Raw genomic sequence first — 21070 nt, 5'->3', positions numbered from 1 at the left:
ATGGACCTGTTCTTCGACGTGCTCACCGCTGTGCTGCTGCTGGTCGGCGCCCTGCTCTCGCTGCTGGCCGCGATCGGCTTGATGCGGTTCGACGACCTGCTCTCCCGGATGCACGCGGGCACCAAGCCGCAGGTGCTCGGACTGATCTGCGTGATGCTCGCGGTCGCCATCCGGAACCCCGGCTTCGCCGCCGCGGGGACCATCGTGCTGGTGATCGGCTTCCAGCTGCTGACCGTGCCCGTCTCGGCGCACATGGTCGGCCGGGCGGCCTACCGGGCCGAGGCCGTCTCTCCCGGGTACCTCGTCGCCGACGAGCTCGCGGAGGCGGTCACCCGCGCCGACGAGCAGGCCCGCGCGACCGGGCCCGAGACCGCGCACGCGTCCGAGGAGCGGGCGCGCACCTCCTCCGCGCCCCCGCCCGAGGACGAGGACGGCCCGGCCGCGACCGCCTAGGCGACGAGGACGAGCTGCACGGCGGAGGCGCCGGTCATGCTGCGCAGCGCGAATCCGCCGATCGCGAGGGTGACGGCGACCAGGCCGCCGACCAGCAGCACCAGCAGCGGCACCACCCACAGCAGTGCCCGTCGGCGTCGGGCTCGGGCCTCGTCCGGCGTCTCATCGATCACCCGTCGACTGTACGGGACGGCGGAGGGCGTGCCCCCGGCGCCCCCGGGGCGCCCGATAAACTCGACCCCATGACCCTGGACTCCGCTACCTCCGGCGCGCCCGAGAACTCCCCCGGCCCCGACTCCGAGGCCGAGCACCGCCGGGGAGCCGAGTGGTGGCGCACCGCCGTCATCTACCAGATCTACCCGCGCTCCTTCGCGGACGCGGACGGCGACGGCATCGGCGACCTGCCCGGCATCGCCTCGCGCCTCGAGAGCCTCGCCGAGCTCGGCGTCGACGCGATCTGGCTCTCGCCCTTCATGACCTCGCCGCAGAAGGACGCGGGCTACGACGTCGCCGACTACTGCGACGTCGATCCGCTCTTCGGCACCCTCGCCGACTTCGACGCGATGCTCGCCCGCGCTCACGCCCTGGGCATCCGCATCATCGTCGACCTCGTCCCCAACCACTCCTCCAGCGCCCACCGCTGGTTCCAGGAGGCGCTCGCCGCTCCCGCGGGCAGCGCCGAGCGGGCGCGCTACCTGTTCCGCGACGGCCGCGGAGAGTCGGGCGAGCTGCCCCCGAACAACTGGGAGTCGGTCTTCGGCGGCCCCGCGTGGACCCGCGTCATGGAGCCCGACGGCTCGGGCGGCCAGTGGTACCTGCACCTCTTCGACACCTCGCAGCCCGACTTCGACTGGACGAACGAGTGGGTGCGCGAGCGCTTCCGGGAGGTCCTCCGATTCTGGCTCGACCGCGGCGTCGACGGCTTCCGCGTCGACGTGGCACACGGGATGATCAAGGCCGAGGGGCTGCCCGACTACACGCCGCCCGCCGACAGCGGGTCGATGGGCGGAGTCGCTCCCGCCGACGGCGAGGATCCCGTTACCGCCCCCTACTGGGCGCAGGACGGCGTCCACGAGATCTACCGCGACTGGCACTCCCTGCTCGCCGAGTACCCGGACGACCGCGTGCTCTGCGCCGAGGCGTGGGTGCAGCCGCTCTCCAAGCTCGCCCGCTGGGTCCGCCCCGACGAGATGCACCAGGCCTTCAACTTCGCCTACCTCGAGACCCCGTGGAGCGCACCCGCCCTCCGCGACATCATCGACTCCTCCGTCGAGGCCTTCGCCGCCGTCGGCGCCCCGTCGACCTGGGTGCTGTCGAACCACGACGTCGTGCGCCACGCGAGCCGCCTGGCCCTGACGTCCGACAACCCGCAGGGCTACGGCATCGGCCCGCGCACCCCCGGACTCCCCGACCCCGTCCTGGGGCTGCGCCGCGCCCGTGCCGCGACCGCCCTCATGCTCGCGCTCCCCGGCTCCGCCTACGTCTATCAGGGCGAGGAGCTCGGGCTCCCCGAGGCGATCGACCTGCCGGACTCGGCGCGTCAGGACCCGACCTGGTTCCGCACCGGCGGCGAGCGCTACGGCCGCGACGGCTGCCGGGTGCCGATCCCGTGGGAGGCGGACGCGCCCGCGTACGGCTTCAGCGTCTCCGGCGACTCCTGGCTGCCGCAGCCCGGCGACTGGGCGCCGCTCGCGCGCGACCGCCAGCGCGGTGTCGAGGGCTCGACGCTCGAGCTGTACCGGTCCCTGCTCGCAGTGCGCCGTGCCGAGGACCTGGGTTCCGGTGCCGTCGAGTGGCTCGAGGGCTACCCGGAGGACGTCGTGGCGTTCCGCAACGGAGCCGTCACCGTGATCGCGAACCTCGGCGAGGCTCCGGTCGAGCTGCCCGTCGGCTCCGTGGTGCTGTCCTCGGAGGAGCTGCACGAGCCGGCGATGCCCGCCGACACCACGGTCTGGCTGCGCGCGGAGTAGCGGGCCGCGGGGTCCGCCCGGCGGCTCCCGCGTCCCGCCGCCGGGTCAGCGCCCGGCGTTGGCCTTGAGCCAGAGGTAGGAGTCGACCTTCGTCACGCCGTCGAGGCGGATCTCGAAGTGCAGGTGCGGGCCGGTCGACATGCCGGTCGTGCCCACCAGGCCGAGCAGCTGGCCGACCTTCACCGGGTCGCCCTCGGAGACGGCCGCCGAGCCGTGCTGCATGTGCGCGTACACGCTCGAGACGAGCTGCCCGTCGATCTCGTGGTCGACGATCACGTGCACGCCGAGCGAGCCCTCGCCGTCGATGACCGTGCGCACGACGCCGTCGGCGATCGCCTGGATGGGCGAGCCGTCGCCCGGGTTGAAGTCGGTGCCGCCGTGGTTCACCGAGCAGCCCGCGCAGTTGCGGTAGCCGAAGCGGTCGCCCACCGGCACGCCGACGGCGAAGGGCCACTGGATCGACGCGTTCGGGTCGTTCGTGAAGCCTGTGTCGGAGGTGCGGACGATGTCGGCGACGTTGGTCTGCGTCTTGCGCTCCTGCACGCCGAAGCCGTCGCGGGCGACCGTCTCGGCGCTGACCTCGCCGGCGACGAACGACTGCGCGCCGCGGCGGGCGTCGGCGCCGACGGGGGTCGAGAGGCTCTGCGCCTGCACGTCCTCCGCGGTCAGGAGCGATGTGGCCGGCAGAGAGGTCGCCGCCACGATGGCCGCGACGAAGGAGAGGGCGACGAGTCCGCCGACCCGGGCCCGGCGCACGGGCCGGAGCGGCGTCGCGCGCGGTGCGGGGACGGGGGCCGGGGCGCTGCGGACCGAGGCGACGCGGCGCTCCGCTTCGCGCAGCTGCTCCGCCGTGGGAGCCGCGAGGAGGTCGTCGGAGCCGCTCGCGAGCGAGACGTCGGAGGCGAGGGCCAGAGCGCGCTCGCGCTCGCGGAGCTCGCGACGGGAGAGGGGTGGAGTCGATTCGCCGGGGGTCGATGCAGGGGCAGCGGGGGCGGGCGAATCGGGGCTCACGAAATCGATGTCTTCCGTCGGGGGCAGGGGACGAGCGGGCCTCCAGGGAGAGGCACCGCTCGGCTCCGTGAGCGCAGCCTGTGCGAACATCACGAATTCATAAAGGATAACCACGGCCGGCGGGATCCGGCCAGAGGCCGCCGCGCACAGGCGTGATCGGGGCACGACGCGCGGCGAGCCCCGGCGGGATCCTGCGCCGATCCGCCTCTCGGCGCACGGAATCCTTGTCGGCCCGGCCTGGGAGAGCGGTTACACCTCGTCCGCGCGCAGGCGGCGCAGCAGATCCTCCAGCTCGGCGAAAAGAGGATCCGGTGCCGCGATGAGCAGGCCGGAGCCGAAGGGCGCGCCGTCGAGTCCCGCGACCCGCGCGCCCGCCTCCTCGGCGATGAGGGCGCCCGCAGCGAGGTCCCACGGGTTCAGGCCCCGCTCGTAGTACGCGTTCAGCTGCCCGGTGGCCACCGAGCACAGGTCGAGCGCCGCCGAGCCGATGCGGCGGATGTCGCGGACCGAGCCCAGGAGCTCCTGCACCACGGCGCCCTGGCGCATCCGGCGGCCCGCATCGTAGCCGAAGCCGGTGCCCACCAGCGCGAGCGAGAGGGAGGAGGGAGCCGAGACCTGCAGCGCGACTCCGTCCCGCTCGGCTCCCCCGCCTCGGCTGGCCGTGGTCACCTCACCCGTCGCTCCGTTCACGACCGCGCCGGCGAGCGCGGTCCAGGTCGCGGGATCCGGCTCCCCCTCCACCACAGCGATGCTGACCGCGTAGGAGGGGATGCCGTAGAGGTAGTTGACGGTCCCGTCGATCGGATCGACGACCCAGGTCAGCCCGCTCGTGCCGCCCCCCGACCCCGACTCCTCGCCGAGGAAGCCGTCGTCCGGACGCGCCTCGGCCAGGCGCCGGCGGATCAGCTCCTCGACCTCCCGGTCCGCGGCCGTCACCACGTCCTCCGGGGACGACTTCGACGCGGCGATCTCGACACCGTCCTGCCGCCGCTGGCGGGCGAGGTGCGCCGCCTCGACGGCGATCGAGCGGGCGATGGCGAGGAGGGGGGCGTTGTCGCTCATGGCCCCAGCCTAGGGATCGGGTCCATCATGGGGGGATGAGCACCCCTATCGCCCTCACGGGAGCCACCGGAGCCGTGGGCGGTCGCGTCGCGCGCGAGCTCGCCGACGCCGGTCACGCCCTCCGCCTGCTGGTCCGCGACCCGTCCCGCGCGCCCGAGCTCCCCGGGGCCGAGGTGGTGCGCTCTTCCTTCGCCGACGCGGGCGACTCGCTCGAGGGCGTGCGCCTCCTCCTGATGGTCTCCGCCTCCGAGAACGAGGAGCGCCGCGCCGAGCACCTCGCGTTCGTCGACGCAGCCGCCGCCGCGGGTGTCGAGCACGTCGTCTACACCTCCTTCGCCGGAGCCGCACCCGACGCGGTCTTCACCCTCGCCCGAGACCACGCGGCCACCGAGGACGCGATCCGCCGCTCGGGCATGGGCTGGACGTTCCTCCGCGACAACCTCTACCTCGACTTCCTGCCCGCGATGCTCGGCGACGACGGCGCGATCCGCGGACCCGCGGGATCGGGCCGTGCCGCCGTCGTCGCGCGCGAGGACGTGGCCCGCTCGGCCGCGGCTGTCCTCCGCTCCCCCTCCGAGCACCGCGGAGCCGCCTACGAGCTGACCGGGCCCGAGGCCCTCACCCTCGACGAGGTCGCGGCGACCCTGACGGCGGCGGGCCGCCCCGCCGTGTACGTCGACGAGACCCTCGAGGAGGCGTACGCGTCACGCCGCCGCTGGAACGCACCGGACTGGCAGCTGGACGCCTGGGTCAGCACCTACTCCGCGATCGCCGCCGGACAGCTGGAGCACGTCTCGTCCGACGTCGAGCGGCTGACCGGACGGCCGCCGCTCTCCCTCGCGGGGTTCCTGGAGCAGGAGGCGCGGGGCTGAGGCGACGGCGCGGGCCGGGCGACCGCGTAGGCCGGGCCGACGGCGTGCGGGGTTCGACGGGACGAAGAGGCCGGGCCCGGCGATCCGCCGGACCGGTGCTCCCCCGGAAAGGCACTCCGCTGGAAAGGCACTCCGCTGGAAAGGCGATCCCCCGACATGCGGAACGCCCCGCGCATCTCGTGATGCCGGGGCGTCTGCCGGGTGTTCCTGCTCGGTGGCGAGTGAGGGATTCGAACCCCCGAAGGCTACGCCGTCTGATTTACAGTCAGATCCCTTTGGCCGCTAGGGTAACTCGCCGTGGCGCACCCGACCGCGTGTTCACAACCGGAGGCGCTCAGCAAGGATACCCACGCGACCGGCGGATCGGAAATCGATGCCGCGCGGCCTCAGTCCGCCTCCGCCGCGTAGCGGGACGCCGCCTCCGCGACCTTCCCCGCGTAGCTCCCGGCCGGGTTGTAGGCCGCGATCGCCGCCCGCCATCCCGACTCCGTCGAGAGGTCGCCGCCGGCGTCGCAGAGGTACCGGGCGGCGGTCACCGCCTGCTGGTCCACGTTCTGCGGATCCCACCCGCTCGACGCCCACGCCATCCACGTCGCCGGGATGATCTGCAGCGGACCCATCGCCCGGTCGACCTCGGCGTCGCCGTCCAGAGCCCCGCCGTCGTTGTCGGGGACCCGGTCGAAGCGCGTTCCGTCCAGGCGCGGACCGTAGATCGGCTCCGTCGGCCGCCCGTCCTCGCCCAGCTCGCCGCCGTCGATCGTGCCGTGCCTGCTCTCGACGTAGCCGATGCCGGCCAGGGTCGCCCAGTCCAACCGGCAGTCGGGGTCGACCGACGCCGTGAGGAGGGCTGTGCCCGCGTAGGCGGTGAGCGCGCGCAGCGGGATGCCGCTCCCCTCGGACGCCGTGCCCAGCCACGCCTCGTCGGCGAGCAGTCGCACCGGCGTCGCCGCGGCCTGCTCGGGATCCTCCAGCACGACGGGGTCCGCCGCGACGGGAGCGGTCGCCGCGGGAGGCACGGTGGACAGGCCCTCCTCGACCGTCAGCGCGGGCGGCCGCTGGCCGCAGCCGGCCAGGAGGAGCCCGGCGAGCGGGACGAGGACGAGAACGGGGACGCGGCGCACTCCTCAGAAGTACCAGCCGCGCCTGGGGCCGGGCTCCGCCACGCCTGAAAGCTAAACTCGGAGCCATGGCAGATTCAACGTTCGACGTCGTCAGCAAGATCGACAAGATGGAGGCGGACAACGCCCTGAACCAGGCCCACAAGGAGGTCGAGCAGCGCTACGACTTCAAGAACGTCGGCGCCTCGATCGCCTGGAGCGGCGAGAAGATCCTGATCAAGGCCAACACCGAGGAACGGGCGAACGCCATCCTCGACGTCTTCCAGTCGAAGCTGATCAAGCGCGGCATCAGCCTCAAGAGCCTCGACGCGGGCGAGCCCTTCGCGTCCGGCAAGGAGTACCGGATCGAGGCCACCCTCAAGGAGGGCATCGACCAGGAGCACGCGAAGAAGATCAACAAGCTCATCCGCGACGAGGCGCCGAAGTCGGTCAAGTCGCAGATCCAGGGCGACGAGCTCCGCGTCTCCTCGAAGAGCCGCGACGACCTCCAGGCGACCATGGCGCTCCTGCGCGGAGCCGACCTCGAGCTCGACCTCCAGTTCGTCAACTTCCGCTGAGGAATGACGCACACGGGAGCACGCGCGTGACCGCCGGCATCGACGACCCCGACCGGCGGGGCCGCACCGGACTCGACAGGGACGGGCTCGACCTCGTCGGGAACCCCGACGTGGTCGTGAAGGAGGTCACCCTCCTCTCGAGCGACTGGTACGTCCTCCGCACCACCCGCTTCGACTACCGGCACCGCGACGGCAGCTGGACGAGCGAGCAGCGCGAGACCTACGACCGGGGGAACGGCGCGGCGGTCCTGCTCTACGACGCCGACGCGCGCACCGTCGTCCTGATCCGGCAGTTCCGCTACCCCGCGTACGTGAACGGCGACCTCGACGGGATGCTCCTCGAAGTGCCCGCCGGTCTCCTGGACGAGGACGGGCCCGAGGAGGGCGCCCGCCGCGAGGCGTCCGAGGAGACCGGACTCGAGGTCGGCCGGCTCGAGCACGTGTTCGACGCGTTCATGAGCCCCGGCTCGGTCACCGAGAAGCTACACTTCTACGCCGGGCGCTACCGCGCGGGGACCCGCAGCGGAGCGTTCGCGGGACTCGCCGACGAGGGCGAGGACATCGAGGTCCTCGAGCTCTCGTTCGACGAGGCGCTGACCCAGATCGGCGTGCAGATCGTCGACGCGAAGACGATCATGCTCCTGCAGTGGGCGGCCCTGTCCGGCCCGTTCTCGCGCTGACCCGCGAGCGTCGCGGCTGCGGACGCGTCAGCGCGCGTACTCGGCGAGGGCGCGTCCGGTCAGCGTGTCCGCCGCCGCGAGCCCGACCGGAGTCCCCTCGAAGACGATCGTCCCTCCGTCGTGCCCGGCTCCGGGCCCCACGTCGATGATCCAGTCCGCGTGCGCCATCAGGGCGCGGTGGTGCTCGATCACCACGACCGAGTTCCCGGAGGCGACCAGCCGGTCGAGCAGTCCGAGCAGCGTGTCGACGTCCGCGAGGTGCAGGCCGGTGGTCGGCTCGTCGAGCAGGTAGACGGATCCGGACGAGGCCATGTTGATCGCGAGCTTGAGGCGCTGGCGCTCGCCCCCGGACAGCGTGTTCAACGGCTGTCCGAGCGTGAGGTAGCCGAGACCGACGTCGACGAGACGGGCGAGCACCGTGTGCGCCGGTCCGCTCGCGAAGAACTCCGCGGCGTCGACGATCGGCATCGAGAGCACCTCGTGGATGTTCCTCCCGCGGAGGCGGTACTCGAGCACCTCAGCGGTGAACCGCTTGCCGTCGCACTCCTCGCAGACCGACGAGACCGTCGCGGCGGGGCCCAGCTCGGTGAAGATCATCCCGGCCCCCTTGCAGACGGGGCAGGCGCCTGCCGAGTTCGCGCTGAAGAGCGCCGGTCTCACACCGTTCGCCTTCGCGAAGGCCGCCCGGATCGCGTCGAGGACACCGGTGTAGGTCGCCGGATTGCTGCGCCGCGAGCCGCGGATCGGCGACTGGTCGGCCACCACCACGCCGGGCCGACCCGCGAGCGAGCCGTGCAGAAGCGACGACTTCCCCGACCCGGCGACTCCGGTGACGACGGTCAGCACGCCCAGCGGGACGTCCACGTCGACGCCGCGGAGGTTGTGCGTGGAGGCCCCGCGGATCTCCACCACCCCGGTCGGACGGCGCACGGCCTCCTTCAGCGGGACGCGGTGACCGAGATGACGGCCCGTCAGAGTGTCGGACGTGCGCAGCTGCGCCACCGTCCCCTCGAACCGCAGCTCGCCGCCGTGCGCGCCGGCCCTCGGACCGAGGTCGACCACGTGATCGGCGATCTCGATGATCTCCGGCTTGTGCTCGACCACCAGGACGGTGTTGCCCTTGTCCCGCAGGCGGCGCAGCAGCTCGATCATCCGCGAGACGTCGTGCGGATGCAGACCCGCCGTCGGCTCGTCGAAGACGTACGTGACGTCCGTGAGGCTCGACCCCAGATGCCGCACCATCTTGACCCGCTGCGCCTCACCGCCCGAGAGGGTGCCCGACTCCCGATCGAGCGACAGATAGCCGAGTCCGACCTGGACGAGGGCGTCGAGCGTCCCGAGGAGGGTCTCGACGATCGGAGCGACGGACGGCGCCTGCAGTCCGCGGAGCCACGCGGCGAGGTCGGTCGCCTGCAGCGCGGCGCACTCGGCGATGTTCCGGCCCCCGATGCACGACTCCAGTGCGGCGCGGGTGAGCCGGCCGCCTCCGCACTCGGGACAGGCGGCGAAGGTGGCCACCCGCTCGGCGAAGGCGCGGATGTGCGGCTGGGCCGCCTCCTTCGCCAGGTAGAGGCGGGTGACCTTCACCAGGAGGCCCTCGTAGGTCATCGTCATCCCGGCGATGGCCATCTTGGTGGCCGGACGGTGGAGGAACGCGTCCATCTGCTCGGGCGTGAAATCGGCGATCGGCACATCGGCCGGATAGAGGCCCGACTCGGCGAGGCCCTTCCAGTACCAGCCGCCGACGACGAAGTTGGGGATCGCGTCGAGAGCGCCGCCCTCGAGCGACTTCGAGCGGTCGATCAGCGCGTCGAGGTCAATGCTCGACACCCGGCCCGTCCCCTCGCACCGCGGGCACATCCCCTCCGGCAGGTTGAAGGAGAACGCACCGCTCGTGCCCGCGTGCGGGTCGCCGAGCCGGCTGAAGAGGATCCGCAGCATCGTGTACGCGTCGGTCGCCGTGCCGACCGTGGACCGGCCGTTCGACCCCATCCGCTCCTGATCGACGACGATCGTGGCCGACAGTCCGTCGAGCGACTCCACGTCCGGGCGAGCCGGCGACCCCATGAACTGCTGCACGAAGGCGGAGTAGGTCTCGTTGATGAGGCGCTGGGACTCGGCCGCGATGGTGCCGAAGACCAGCGACGACTTGCCGGAGCCCGAGACCCCGGTGAACACGGTGATCCTCCGCTTCGGGATGTCGACGTCGATCCCCCGGAGGTTGTTCTGGCGCGCACCGCGCACCCGGATGACGTCGTGGGGCGCGGCCGTGGTCATGCTGTCTCCGTCCAGAGCGGTGCCCGAATCCTAGAGGAGGCGCAAGGCGTCCACGCCGGAACGCCGAACGGCCCTCCGGACTGCACCGGAGGGCCGTTCGGAGCGCACGCGTCAGAGCGCTGCCGGCTCCGCCCGCGAGATCGCGATCATGTCCTCGCGGGGAACGACCTTCACCCGCGCACGGCCCTCGGGCTCGCCGAGCGCCATCTCGTGCTCGTCCAGCCGGTGCCAGCCGTCGAGATCCGTGTAGGCGATCTCCCGCTCCTCGAGCAGAGCGACCACGGCCGCCTCCTCGGGGTGCTCGGGCGTCCACCAGGACGCCTGGTCGTTGAGCACGTGCGCGACGGTCTCCATGGCGTCGGACTTGGTGTGCCCGATGAGCCCCACCGGTCCGCGCTTGATCCAGCCGGTCGCGTAGACGCCGTGGACCTGCTGGTCCTCGTCGTCCAGGACCTGGCCCTCGCGGTTCGGGATCACGCCGCGCATCTCGTCGAACGGGAGGCCGTCGAGCGGCGAGCCGAAGTAGCCGACCGCGCGGTACACGGCCTGCACGGGGACCTCGCGGATCTCACCCGTGCCGCGCACGCCGCCCTCGCCGTCCGGCTCGGTGCGCTCGTACCGGATCGCGCCGACCCGACCCGATCCGTCGTCCACGAACTCGAGCGGCTTCGCCCAGAAGTGCAGGTGGAGACGACGCGAGGCGCTCCCGACCTCGCGGGTGCGCCACTGGTTGAGCACCCGGTTGATGACCATGACCTGCTTGTTGGTCGCGATGGCGGCCTCCGAAGCGGGGTCGAGGTCGAAGTCCTCGTCGGCGACGATCATGTCGACGTCGCGCAGCTCGCCCAGCTCGCGCAGCTCCAGCGGCGTGAACTTCACCTGAGCGGGACCGCGGCGCCCGAAGACGTGCACGTCGGTGACGGGAGAAGCCTTCAGCCCCTCGTAGACGTTCGGCGGGACCTCGGTGGGCAGGAGGTCCTCGGCGTGCTTCGCCAGCATCCGCGAGACGTCGAGCGCCACGTTGCCGTTGCCGATGACGGCGACGGAGGAGGCTTCGAGCGGCCAGGTGCGCGCGACGTCCGGGTGTCCGTCGAACCAGCTCACGAAGTCCGCTGCGCCGTAGGAGCCCTCGAGCTCGACGCCGGGGACGTCCAGCGGCGCGTCCCGCACCGCGCCGGTCGCGAAGATGACGGCGTGGTAGTGCCGCTTGAGGTCCTCGAGCGTGATGTCGGTCCCGAAGTGCACGTTGCCGAAGATGCGGATGTCTCCGCGATCGAGAACCTCCCGCAGAGCGGTGATGATCCCCTTGATGCGCGGGTGATCCGGCGCGACCCCGTAGCGGACCAGGCCGTACGGCGCCGGCAGGTGCTCGAACAGGTCGATCGAGACGTCGTACTTCTTCTCGGCCTTGATCATGAGGTCGGCGGCGTAGATGCCCGCGGGACCCGCGCCGACGATGGCCAGCCTGAGCTTGGTCATTGCGTTCCTCCTGCCGGGGCGCCGCAGCGCACAACCGGTCTCATTACTGCGGCGCAGGGCGCGCCGCGACGATCGGGGTCAGCCGTTGCGCTCGACGACGGTGTCGGCGAAGCGCGTCAGCGCCTTGCGGACGGAGCCGTCGGGCAGCGGAGCGAGAGCGTCCACGGCCTCGTCGGCCCACCGGTGGGCCTCGGCGAGGGTCTGCGCGGTGACCTCGTGATCGCGCAGCTGGGCGATGGCGTCCGAGATGTCGGCGCTCTGCTCCTCGGTGTGCGCGATCGCGTCGTTCGAGCGGCTCACGTAGCTCTCGATGCGGGCGAGGAGAGCCGCGGCGTCCCTATCCGAGGAGGCGCGCTCGCGCAGGCGCAGGATCGGCAGCGTCGACACGCCGGCGCGGATGTCCGTGCCGGGGTTCTTGCCGGTCTCCTCCGGCTGGGGAGAGAGGTCGATGACGTCGTCGACGATCTGGAAGGCGACGCCGATCTTCTCGCCGAAGACGCGCATGGCCTCCTCGTACTCCTCCGGAGCCTCCGAGAACGCGACTCCCGTGCGGCCCGCCGCGGCGATCAGGGACCCGGTCTTGTCCGCCAGGACGGACAGGTAGTGCTCGACCGGGTCCTCGCCGTCGGTCGGGCCGACCGTCTCGTGCAGCTGCCCGAGGACGAGCCGCTCGAACGTGTCCGCCTGGAGCCGGATCGCCTTGTCGCCGAGCTCGACCATCAGCTGGTTCGCGCGGGCGAAGAGCAGATCGCCCGTCAGGATGGCCACGTTGTTGCCCCACACGGTCTGCGCCGACGGGACGCCGCGGCGCTTCTCCGCCTCGTCCATGACGTCGTCGTGGTACAGCGATGCGAGATGCGTGATCTCGATCGCCTGCGCACCGAGCAGGACCTGCGGCGTGTTGCCGCGGCCGAGCGACGCGGCCAGGAGGGTGAGCATCGGGCGCACACGCTTGCCGCCCGCCTCGAGGAGGTACCGGGTGGAGACGTCGGCCACGGCGTCCGCGAAGGACAGCTGCCGGACGAGACCCTCCTCGACCTGCTCCAGACCCGCGTCGATCGTGCGGGCGAGAGCCCGGTCCGACGATGAGGAGAAGATGCGCTCGGAGAGGCCGAGCTGCGCCGTCAGAGACGGGCTGCGACGGGCGACGGGCGCAGTGGCGTTCACAGGGAAACCCTAACGTCTCGGCCTGTGCGGACCCCGGTCGTCATCGGGTCGCCGCGATCGGCTTGACGCCGCGGTGCAACGCCACGATGCCCGCGGTCAGATCGCGGTAGGCCACACGCTCGAAGCCCGCCGCGCGGAGCCAGGCGGCGACGACGCTCTGCTCCGGCCAGGCCCGGATGGAATCGCCGAGATAGTCGTACGCGGGATTGTTCGACGACGCGAGTCGCACGACGGCGGGCATGACCGTCGACAGGTAGAAGTCGTACGCGGCGGCCAGCGGAGCGATCGGCGGAGTCGAGAACTCGCAGATCACGACCCGGCCGCCGGGCTTCAGCACACGCAGGAACTCGGCGAGCGCCGTCCTCGGCTCGGCCACGTTGCGCAGACCGAACGAGATGGTCACGGCGTCGAACGATCCGTCCTCGAACGGGAGGTCCATCGCGTCGGCCTGGACGAACTCGATCCGGTCGTTGCCCGCCTGACGGCGACGGCCAACGGCGATCATCCCCGGGGAGAAGTCGGCTGCGACGACCTGTGCGCCCGACCGCGCCAGCGACGCGCTCGACGTCCCGGTGCCGGCCGCGATGTCGAGGATGCGCTCACCGGGAGCAGGGTTGACGGCGCGAGTCGTCGCGATCCGCCAGAGCCGGTCGTTCCCCACCGAGAGGAGTCCGTTCACCAGGTCGTAAGCGGGAGCCACGGTGTCGAACATCGAGGCGACCTCGTCGGGCCGTTTGGTGAGGTCTGCCTTCGTCACGATCCGCAAGTCTACGGCGAGACGCGGGACGGCGGCTGTGCATCCGCCGTCCCGCGCCCGGTCGGCGCGCTCCCCCATGGGAAGCGCCGGGACCGCCCCGCTCCGCCTCGCGCGGCGGCCCCGGACCGGATCACGGTAGCAACGGAGCCCTGCGCCCCGAGCCCCGCGGCATGGGACGTCCCACCTTCTGGCGCGGGCGTACCCTGCTGAGGTGACGCTCATCGGCGCTGGAACCCCCCTGCTGCGTGCGGAGACGACTCCACTGGACTCTCCGCAGTCGCTCCTCTCCCACTCCGACCCGAGGCGGCCCCTCCTCTGGCAGCGCGACGGCGCCGGCCTCAGCGGACGCGGCGAGGCCCTGCGCCTCGAGTTCTCGGGCCCGGAACGGCTGCGGGATGCCGCGGCGGCCTGGCGTCGGCTCTGCGACGCGGCGACGGTGGAGGACCGGGTCGGACTGCCCGGGACAGGGCTGGTCGCGTTCGGGACCTTCGCTTTCTCGAGCCGATCCGAGGCGACGAGCGTGCTGATCGTGCCGCGCACCGTGATCGGGACGCGCGACGGCCGGTCATGGCTGACGCGGATCACGATCGGCGAGGCGGAGGGACCGGATACGCCGGGCGAGGAGCCGCTGGGGGCGGAGTACCACGTGCCGCTCTCGCCGGGTGCGCTGTCGCCGGACGGGTACCGCGCGGCGGTCGCTGCTGCGGTGGAGACGATCCGGGCGGGCGAGCTGTCCAAGGTCGTGATCGCGCGCGATCTGAAGGGGCGGCTCCCTCCGGGGGCGGACCTGCGCCGGATGTTGGGTGCGCTCACCGAGCGTTACCCGGACTGCTGGGGCTTCGCCGTGGACGGATTCCTCGGCGCCAGTCCGGAGACGCTGGTCGCGGTCGATCGGGGCGAGATCTCGGCGAGGGTGTTGGCCGGCACGGCTGCACGCGGAGCGGACCCCCTCGCCGACGCGGACGTGGAAGCCGCTCTGCTCGAGAGTCCGAAGGACCGCTCAGAGCACGCTTTCGCTCTCGCCAGTCTGGTCCGGGAGCTCGAGCCCCACACACGGGAGCTGACGGCCGGCGCCGCCCCGTTCACGCTCCGCCTGCCGAACCTCTGGCACCTCGCGACGGACGTGCGAGGAATTCTGGACGACTCCTCCAGCGCGCTCGATCTCGTCGATGCTCTTCACCCGACCGCCGCAGTGGCCGGCACTCCGACCGCCGACGCCCTTGCGCTCATCGAGCACCTGGAGCCCTTCGACCGCGGTCGCTACGCAGGACCCGTCGGCTGGATCGACGGCAACGGCGACGGCGAGTGGGCTGTCGGACTCCGCAGCGCCGAGGTCACGGCCGAGGGCGCGGTCACGGCCTGGGCGGGCGCCGGCATCGTGGCCGACAGCGTTCCCGAGTCCGAGCTCGCCGAGACCCGCATGAAGTTCCGCCCGATCACCGACGCGCTGGCCTGACGCACGTCGGGAGTCGTTGAAGCCGTCGGCTACCCGGCGCCTACCCGGCGCCTACCCCGCCGGGTCCCCGTCGAGCCGGGGAGCCCCCGGCCGTCGTCCTGCGCCCACCGGCGGACGCCCGGGCAGCGCCGGCGGCCGGGTCGTCACGCGACGGCCCGTCGGTGTGGTCCAGTCCGCTGTGCCGTCCGGATGGAGCAGATACGTCCACCGGTCGCCGTGGCGCACGTGATGGTGGGCGACGCACAGGCAGGCGAGGTTGTCGGGAGTCGTCTCGCCCCCGTTCCGCCATTCGACGCTGTGGTCGGTCTCCGTGGAGGACGCCGGCCGGGTGCAGCCCGGGAAGCGGCAGGTCTGGTCGCGGAGGCGGACCAGCAGCCTCATCCTCGGCGGTGGGAGCCGGTGGCGGCGCCCGACGGAGACGACCGCGCCGGTCTCCTCGTCGGTCAGCACGGGAGTGAAGGCGGCGTCGTCGTCGATGAGCGCTCGCACCGTCTCGGCAGGGATCGGTCCGTAGCCGTCGAGCTCGGCGGCCGCCTCGTCGTCACCTGCGGCGGTGCTCGCCGCCACGGTGACTCTCACCTCGGCCCGCAGCCCGGTCGAGGGCGCCGCGGCTCCCTCCGGAGTGGTCCCCGCCACGTCCCCGTGGCAGAGCAGGTCTGCCCACGCGTCGGCGCGGAGCTGCGCCAGCGTCCGCAGATCGCGGTCCCCTTCGGCGCCGTCCCGCAGATCCCTCGCGATGCGGTCGAGCCGGGCGAGCGCTCCGACGGCCTCGGGCGCGGGGACGTGCGCGCAGACCGTCGCCATGCCGTCGATCCCGGCTGTCATCCACACCCGGCGGTCCTCACGGGCGCGAGCGTGCCGCTCGGCGAGGGGCTCGTCGTGCAGCTCCTCCCGCACCCGCGCGAGGGCGTGGCGCAGCTGCCCCGGGGTCAGCGTCTCCGCGAGGTCGACGGCCCGGTCGTCGTAGGCCGCGCGCGCCGCTGCGGGGAGGGTCGCCGCGACGGAGCAGATGAGCTGGCCGGCCTCCCAGCGCATTCTGGCCTCGGCGAGCGCGGAACGGGTCTGCGGCAGCTCCTCCATCAGGAGCGAGGCGTGCAGCAGTTCCCTGGCGGCGGTGCGCTCGGAGACCCCGAGGGCGACGGCGAACTCCGCTCGGATCGACCGTTCGACGAGGTCCGTCGCATCCTTGCTGTCCGCCGAGGAGCCTCGGGCGAACGCGTCGGGACAGGTCAGCGCCGCGCGGTGTCCCGCGTGCAGCGCCTCCGCCGCGGACAGGAGCACCGGGGAGGCGCTCCTCGCGAGCGCCGCCGCTCGGTCGCCGAGGGCGAGGACCTCTCCTCGCACGGTCTCCGCATCAGCCATGCCTCCAGCGAAGCATCAGCAGACGAGGTGCGGAGCTCGAACGAGGCGTCCCCGGGAGAACAGCGTCCGACGACGTCCTGTGGAGGACCGTCCGACCGGACCCGGGCGTACTCAGCGCTCGAGCCGGATCTCCACGATGCCCGGCCCGTCACCCGGCGAGGTCAGCGCCTGCTCCAGCTCGCCGCGCGTCGCCGCACGACGGTGGCCCCACCCGTAGGCGCGCGCGAGAGCCTCCAGATCGGCGTTCTGGGGGGTGAACTGCACGCGGTCGAACGCGTCGGGATGCGAGCTCGACGCGACCTCGAGCCCGTCGAAGATCGTGCCGCCCCCGTCGTTCACGACGACGAGCTGCACGCGCGGGCGCCGTTCTCCGGGCGGGAGGAGGAGGCCGCCGGCCTCGTGGAGCAGAGTGAGATCGCCGAGGACCGCGCGGGTGACTCCGCCGGCTCCCTGCTCGGTCGCCTGCGAAGCCACCGCGATCCCGAGAGCCGTCGAGATCGTGCCGTCGATGCCGGCGAGGCCGCGGTTCGCCAGGACGGCTATCCGCTTGCCCGGCAGGGTCCCGTCGGCGACGCGGATCAGCCGCGACGCTCCGAACAGCAGCCGGTCGTGCGGCCAGGTGACCTTCCAGACCGCGGCGACGACGAAGTCGCGGGTGAGCGGCGCCCTGATCGCGGCGAGGGCGTTGCGCGCGTAGCCGCGGCGGTCCTCGACCGACATCGATCCCGCGTCGGGGACCTCGTCCAGCTCGTCGGGGTCGACCGTCAGAGCGCGGCTCGCGGACACCCAGGATCCGGCCCAGGCGCGCTCGCCGCGCTCGGGACGCGGCGACCCCTCGGGACGGACCACGTCGACGCCTCCGACGCGGCGGGCGCGCCGCCCGGGGTTGTAGAACTGCTCGCGCACGGCGTCCACGACGATCACCTCGACGTCCTCGCGCCGCAGCAGCTCGGGGACCTCGCGGGAGAGCGTCGGGTGTCCGAGCACGATCGCCCGGCGGATGCGTCCGCCGAAGTCGGGCTCGCCGAGCAGGCGACGCCAGGCGACGACGAGCTGCGGTCCGAAGCGGGCGCCGGAGGAGACCTCGGCGAGGAGCGGCCAGTCGCCGGCGCGAGCGATCTCCTCGGCCGCGGCGCCCGCCTTGTCCCCGGCGATGACGACCGTGAGCGGCTCACCAGGGCCGGCGGTCACGACGGCACGCGGGATCCCGGATCCGACGGCGGGCGACGAGACCGGTTCGATCCGCTCGATGTCCGGCAGAGCGGAGGAGAGCGGATCGCGGAAGGAGAGGTTCAGGTGGACCGGCCCGCGGCGCGCCGCGGTGACGGCACGATCGGCGAGCGCCCGCGCGTCCTCGGGCAGGGAGGCGTCGTCCGGAGCAGCGACGTCCTCGAACAGCCGCACGGCGCGCCCGTACAGCTCGCGCTGCTCGGCCGTCTGGTTCGAGCGGATGCCGCGCAGCTCGTCGGGCCGGTCGGCGGTCAGGACGATCATCGGCACGTCCGAGGCGTCCGCCTCGAGCACAGCCGGGTGCAGGTTCGCGGTCGCCGTGCCGGAGGTCGTGATCACGAGCGCCGGCATCCGGGATTCGAGGGCGAGGCCCAGCGCCAGGAACCCCGCGGAGCGCTCGTCGATCCGCACGTGCAGCCGGACGTCGCCGCGCGTCTCGAGCTCGGCCGCCACCAGGGCGAGCGCCTGCGAGCGGGATCCCGGAGCGACGATGACGTCGCGGACGCCGAGCGCGACGAAGCGGGTGAGGAGGTCGACCGCGAATCGGGTGGAGGGGGCGACCGGCCGGTGCTCAGGCATCCCGGCGGCCGGGGCCGTCGGCCTCGCCCTGCTCGTCCATGTCGGCGAGGTCGCGCTCGAGCTGGGCGATGCGCTCTGCCTGCAGGCGCTCCTCCTCGGGGTCGCGCTCGGTGCGGAGGGTGCCGAGGAAGTCGGGGTCGTCGTCCGGAGCGGTGTAGCGGCGGCCGGCGGCGCGCTGCTTGCGGGGACGGCCGATCCAGAACCACAGTCCCGCACCGATGACCGGGAGGATCAGCACCACCAGGAGCCAGGACCACTTCGGGATCGCCCGCACGGCGTGACGGTTGCTCATCGCGACGTCGATCACGGTGTAGACCGTGAAGACGGCGAGGGCCACGAGCAGGCCGATGACGAGGCGGATCATGGACACGAGTCTACGTCCGGCACCCCCGTCGGGGAGGGTCCGCACGGACGCTGGACAGGAGGCTCCCACGGTGCTCACGGAACCGCGTGCAGGGGCCGACGTACACTGTCCCGGTGAAACTGAGCCGCGCGGTCGTCGTCTACTCGCTCCTGCGCCTGGCGATGTTCGCCGGCGTCTTCGTGCTGGTGTACCTGCCGGCGCGCACCTTCGTCGACTCGGAGCTGACGGCAGCGGTCACCGCGGGCTTCGTCGCCGCGATCGCGAGCCTGTCCCTCTCCTACATCCTGCTGAGGAAGCCCCGCGAGCGCATCGCGGAGGCGATCTACGAGCGCCGCAAGGACGTCCCGCGCGCCCCGACCGACGACGACGTCGAGGACGCCGCGGTCGACGCGACCCGCGACGACCGCTGAGCCGGGCGCTCCCGCCGGCGAGGCCTCCCCTCTGACGCGCTGACCCCGCTCGCACCAGGCCCGGCGCGCAACAGCCGATCTCACCCGAATCCGGCCCACCCGAGCCCGCCTCGTGCGAGCCGCCGCTCTAGAACGCCAGCGCCGCCCCGAGGATGACCGCGTAGGCGAGCCCGCCCAGGCTGGTCAGCTGCAGCGCCAGGATGAGCTCCTTCGCCGTCTTCGCCGTCAGGGTGATCAGGATGGCCGGCAGGATCATCAGAAGCACGAAGAGCGTCAGCCATGCCAGCGGGTAGAACAGCGCGAGGATCACCGCGATGCCGAACGGGATCAGCACGAAGCCCGTGTAGATCGCCCGGGACACGGCCGGTCCCGCGAGGACCGCGAGGGTCCGCTTGCCCGAGAGGCGGTCGGTCGGGATGTCGCGGATGTTGTTGACCATGAGCACGGCGCAGGCGAACAGGCCCGCCGCCACGGCGCCGAGCCACGACTCCTGGTTGGTGCGGCCGATCTGCACGAACGTGGTGCCGACGGTGGCGACCAGGCCGAAGAACACGAAGACGAAGAGCTCGCCGAGCCCGAGGTAGCCGTAGGGGCGGCGTCCGCCGGTGTAGAACCAGCCGGCCGCGATCGCCGCCGCGCCGACGATCAGGAACCACCACTGCCCCGAGAGGGCGGTGAGCACGAGGCCGGCGACGGCCGCGATCCCGAAGAAGACCAGGGCGACGGTGAGCACCTGGCGGGGCTTCGCCGCTCCGGAGCCGGTCAGCCGCGAGGGTCCGACGCGGTTGGCGTCGGTGCCGCGCACGCCGTCGGAGTAGTCGTTGGCGTAGTTGACGGCGATCTGCAGGGCGAGCGAGACGGCCAGGCAGAGCAGGGCGCGCACCCAGTGCCAGCCCTCGTCGACGACCTGGGTCGCTCCGGTGCCGATGAGCACGGGGGCGACGGCCAGCGGGAGGGTGCGGAGGCGGGCGCCGGCGATCCACTCGCGGGGACCGGCGGGCTTCACGACGACCGTTCGCGGGCTGCCCCCGGGGCGGCCGCTGGAGGACTTCTTCTTGCGACTCGTACTCGACACGGAGGGAATCCTACCCACCGGCCCGTCGACGCTCGGAGCCGGTCAGGCCTGCTCGGCGAGCACCTCGAGGGCGCGGCGGTCGGGCTTCCCGGAGGCGAGGAGGGGGATGCGGCCGACCGGCAGCACGGCCGCGGGAGCGGCGGCGCGCCCGAGGCGGTCGGCGATCAGGGCGCGCAGGTCGGTGAGCGCGGGAGCCTCCTCCGCCGTCACGACGACCGGGACCTCGCCCCACTGCTCGTCCGCCCGCCGCACGACGACCGCGTCGGGGACGGGCCCCTCGCGGAGCACGGCCTCGACGGCGTCGAGCGAGACCTTCTCCCCGCCCGACACGATCACGCGGTCGAGCCGGCCGGTCACCCGGAGGCGCCCGTCGACGATCGAGCCCGCGTCGCCCGTGCGGTACCAGCGCTTCCCGTCGAGCTCGAGGAAGGCGGAGGCGCTGCGCTCGTGGTCGATCGCGCCGTCGGCGTCGAGGTAGCCCTCCGCGAGGGTCGGCCCGCCGAGCAGCACCTGCCCGTCCTCGACGCGCATCCGCACGTCGTGGAGCGGGACGCCGTCGTAGATGCAGCCGCCCGACGTCTCGCTCGATCCGTAGGTCAGGCGGATGCGCACGCCGAGGGCGGCGGCGCGGTCCCGCAACGGCTGCGGCGTCGCCTGACCGCCGATCAGGAGGGCGTCGAACGAGCGGAGCGCCTCGGCCGCGGCCGGATCGCGCTCGGCGAGGTCCAGCAGCCGCGCGAGCTGCACGGGGACCAGCGAGGAGTAGCGCCGCTCCCCCGTCGGCATCGTCCGAGCGAGAGCGAGGAAGGCCGCCGCGTCGAAGCCGCCGGCCGGGAGGACGACCGGATCGGCCTCCGCGGTCAGCGAGCGAACGAGCACCTGCAGTCCCGCGACGTAGTGGGTCGGCAGGCAGAGCAGCCAGCGTCCCGGCCCGCCCAGCTCGGCGAGGGTCGCGGAGGCGCTGGTGAGCAGGGCCGCTGTCGAGAGCGCGACCCGCTTGGGCGGCCCCGACGAGCCCGAGGTCTCGACGACGACGGCGACGCGCTGCGGCACGACGGCATCCTCGGAGGCGGTCGCAGCGCCGGGGGCGGAGACGCGGATCGCCGGGCCGCTGCCGTCCAGGGCCGCGCGAAGAGCGAGGAGGACGGCCTCGACCGTCGCGTCGACACCGGCGAGCGGGCGGGTCACCTG

The 21070-nt window shown here is 72.8% G+C and carries 20 protein-coding genes and 1 tRNA gene; 7 read left to right on the top strand and 14 right to left on the bottom strand.

The genetic code is table 11. From position 1 onward, the window contains the following. Positions 1-453: a monovalent cation/H(+) antiporter subunit G gene (gene mnhG / locus C5C59_RS09280; protein ID WP_244229587.1), complete on the top strand. Its 453-nt coding sequence runs from the start codon at positions 1-3 to the stop codon at positions 451-453. Here mnhG and C5C59_RS17225 read toward each other — a convergent pair. Further along, a complete protein-coding gene (locus C5C59_RS17225; protein WP_159939698.1) occupies positions 450-626 on the bottom strand; it encodes a hypothetical protein in 177 nt (58 codons plus the stop codon). The genes mnhG and C5C59_RS17225 overlap by 4 nt on opposite strands. A 69-nt stretch (positions 627-695) precedes the next feature. Between C5C59_RS17225 and C5C59_RS09275 the strand changes: the two genes are divergently transcribed. Then, on the top strand, positions 696-2423 hold the full coding sequence (locus C5C59_RS09275; RefSeq protein ID WP_104238299.1) for a glycoside hydrolase family 13 protein: 1728 nt from the start codon (positions 696-698) through the stop codon (positions 2421-2423). Between the two features lie 45 nt (positions 2424-2468). Here C5C59_RS09275 and C5C59_RS09270 read toward each other — a convergent pair whose 3' ends face one another. Both C5C59_RS09270 and C5C59_RS09265 read right to left on the bottom strand, forming a co-directional pair. Beyond that, positions 2469-3434, bottom strand: coding sequence for a M23 family metallopeptidase (locus C5C59_RS09270; protein WP_181134868.1), 966 nt, complete (start codon positions 3432-3434; stop codon positions 2469-2471). A 249-nt stretch (positions 3435-3683) separates the two neighbouring features. Next, the gene (locus C5C59_RS09265) at positions 3684-4496 is read right to left on the bottom strand and encodes an inositol monophosphatase family protein (protein WP_104223609.1); all 813 of its coding nucleotides are present in this window, start codon (positions 4494-4496) and stop codon (positions 3684-3686) included. 35 nt (positions 4497-4531) lie between these two features. On the opposite strand from C5C59_RS09265, the gene C5C59_RS09260 reads away from it, so the two are divergent. Next, positions 4532-5368 (top strand): SDR family oxidoreductase, encoded by an 837-nt coding sequence (locus tag C5C59_RS09260; protein WP_104239132.1) that lies wholly within the window; start codon positions 4532-4534, stop codon positions 5366-5368. 215 nt (positions 5369-5583) lie between these two features. On the opposite strand, the gene C5C59_RS09255 is transcribed toward C5C59_RS09260, so the two are convergent. After that, positions 5584-5665: transfer RNA gene (locus C5C59_RS09255), tRNA-Tyr, on the bottom strand. A gap of 89 nt (positions 5666-5754) precedes the next feature. Continuing rightward, positions 5755-6489, bottom strand: coding sequence for a hypothetical protein (locus tag C5C59_RS09250; protein ID WP_104239133.1), 735 nt, complete (start codon positions 6487-6489; stop codon positions 5755-5757). A 65-nt stretch (positions 6490-6554) separates the two neighbouring features. Between C5C59_RS09250 and C5C59_RS09245 the strand changes: the two genes are divergently transcribed. After that, a complete protein-coding gene (locus C5C59_RS09245) occupies positions 6555-7043 on the top strand; it encodes a YajQ family cyclic di-GMP-binding protein (protein WP_104223606.1) in 489 nt (162 codons plus the stop codon). Between the two features lie 26 nt (positions 7044-7069). Further along, entirely contained in the window at positions 7070-7723 is a 654-nt protein-coding gene (locus C5C59_RS09240; protein WP_104233413.1) for an NUDIX domain-containing protein, read from the top strand. Between the two features lie 27 nt (positions 7724-7750). Here C5C59_RS09240 and C5C59_RS09235 read toward each other — a convergent pair whose 3' ends face one another. The 4 genes from C5C59_RS09235 to ubiE form a co-directional block, all read right to left on the bottom strand. After that, positions 7751-10000, bottom strand: a complete 2250-nt coding sequence (locus C5C59_RS09235) for an excinuclease ABC subunit UvrA (protein WP_104239134.1) — start codon at positions 9998-10000, stop codon at positions 7751-7753. Positions 10001-10111: 111 nt separating this feature from the next. Continuing rightward, the gene (locus tag C5C59_RS09230) at positions 10112-11479 is read right to left on the bottom strand and encodes an FAD-dependent oxidoreductase (protein WP_104239135.1); all 1368 of its coding nucleotides are present in this window, start codon (positions 11477-11479) and stop codon (positions 10112-10114) included. Between the two features lie 78 nt (positions 11480-11557). Continuing rightward, positions 11558-12646: a polyprenyl synthetase family protein gene (locus C5C59_RS09225; RefSeq protein WP_104239136.1), complete on the bottom strand. Its 1089-nt coding sequence runs from the start codon at positions 12644-12646 to the stop codon at positions 11558-11560. 40 nt (positions 12647-12686) lie between these two features. Further along, a complete protein-coding gene (gene ubiE, locus C5C59_RS09220; protein WP_258062683.1) occupies positions 12687-13403 on the bottom strand; it encodes a bifunctional demethylmenaquinone methyltransferase/2-methoxy-6-polyprenyl-1,4-benzoquinol methylase UbiE in 717 nt (238 codons plus the stop codon). Positions 13404-13614: 211 nt separating this feature from the next. Here ubiE and C5C59_RS09215 point away from each other — a divergent pair, with 211 nt between their 5' ends. Next, positions 13615-14859 carry an isochorismate synthase MenF gene (locus tag C5C59_RS09215; RefSeq protein ID WP_374953895.1) on the top strand — a complete coding sequence of 415 codons (1245 nt, stop codon included), beginning with the start codon at positions 13615-13617 and terminating at the stop codon, positions 14857-14859. A gap of 51 nt (positions 14860-14910) precedes the next feature. Here the strand turns inward: C5C59_RS09215 and C5C59_RS09210 are convergent, their stop codons facing one another. From C5C59_RS09210 to C5C59_RS09200, 3 genes are all read right to left on the bottom strand, one after another. Next, positions 14911-16221, bottom strand: coding sequence for an HNH endonuclease signature motif containing protein (locus tag C5C59_RS09210; RefSeq protein ID WP_104239138.1), 1311 nt, complete (start codon positions 16219-16221; stop codon positions 14911-14913). Positions 16222-16332: 111 nt separating this feature from the next. After that, a complete protein-coding gene (menD, locus tag C5C59_RS09205) occupies positions 16333-18030 on the bottom strand; it encodes a 2-succinyl-5-enolpyruvyl-6-hydroxy-3-cyclohexene-1-carboxylic-acid synthase (RefSeq protein WP_104239139.1) in 1698 nt (565 codons plus the stop codon). Then, the gene (locus C5C59_RS09200; RefSeq protein ID WP_104225908.1) at positions 18023-18394 is read right to left on the bottom strand and encodes a PLD nuclease N-terminal domain-containing protein; all 372 of its coding nucleotides are present in this window, start codon (positions 18392-18394) and stop codon (positions 18023-18025) included. The genes menD and C5C59_RS09200 overlap by 8 nt, the downstream gene beginning before the upstream one ends. Positions 18395-18507: 113 nt before the next feature. Between C5C59_RS09200 and C5C59_RS09195 the strand changes: the two genes are divergently transcribed. Further along, positions 18508-18804: a DUF4229 domain-containing protein gene (locus C5C59_RS09195; RefSeq protein ID WP_104239140.1), complete on the top strand. Its 297-nt coding sequence runs from the start codon at positions 18508-18510 to the stop codon at positions 18802-18804. Positions 18805-18931: 127 nt separating this feature from the next. On the opposite strand, the gene C5C59_RS09190 is transcribed toward C5C59_RS09195, so the two are convergent. Beyond that, positions 18932-19879: a 1,4-dihydroxy-2-naphthoate polyprenyltransferase gene (locus tag C5C59_RS09190; RefSeq protein ID WP_374953789.1), complete on the bottom strand. Its 948-nt coding sequence runs from the start codon at positions 19877-19879 to the stop codon at positions 18932-18934. A 42-nt stretch (positions 19880-19921) separates the two neighbouring features. Further along, entirely contained in the window at positions 19922-21067 is a 1146-nt protein-coding gene (locus C5C59_RS09185; protein ID WP_104239141.1) for an AMP-binding protein, read from the bottom strand. Positions 21068-21070 lie beyond the last annotated feature (3 nt).

Source organism: Rathayibacter sp. AY1F4, from assembly GCF_002931775.1.
Taxonomy (GTDB): Bacteria; Actinomycetota; Actinomycetes; order Actinomycetales; family Microbacteriaceae; genus Rathayibacter.
The sequence above is the reverse complement of the archived record's forward strand: the minus strand, read 5'-3'. Positions and strand labels throughout refer to the sequence as shown.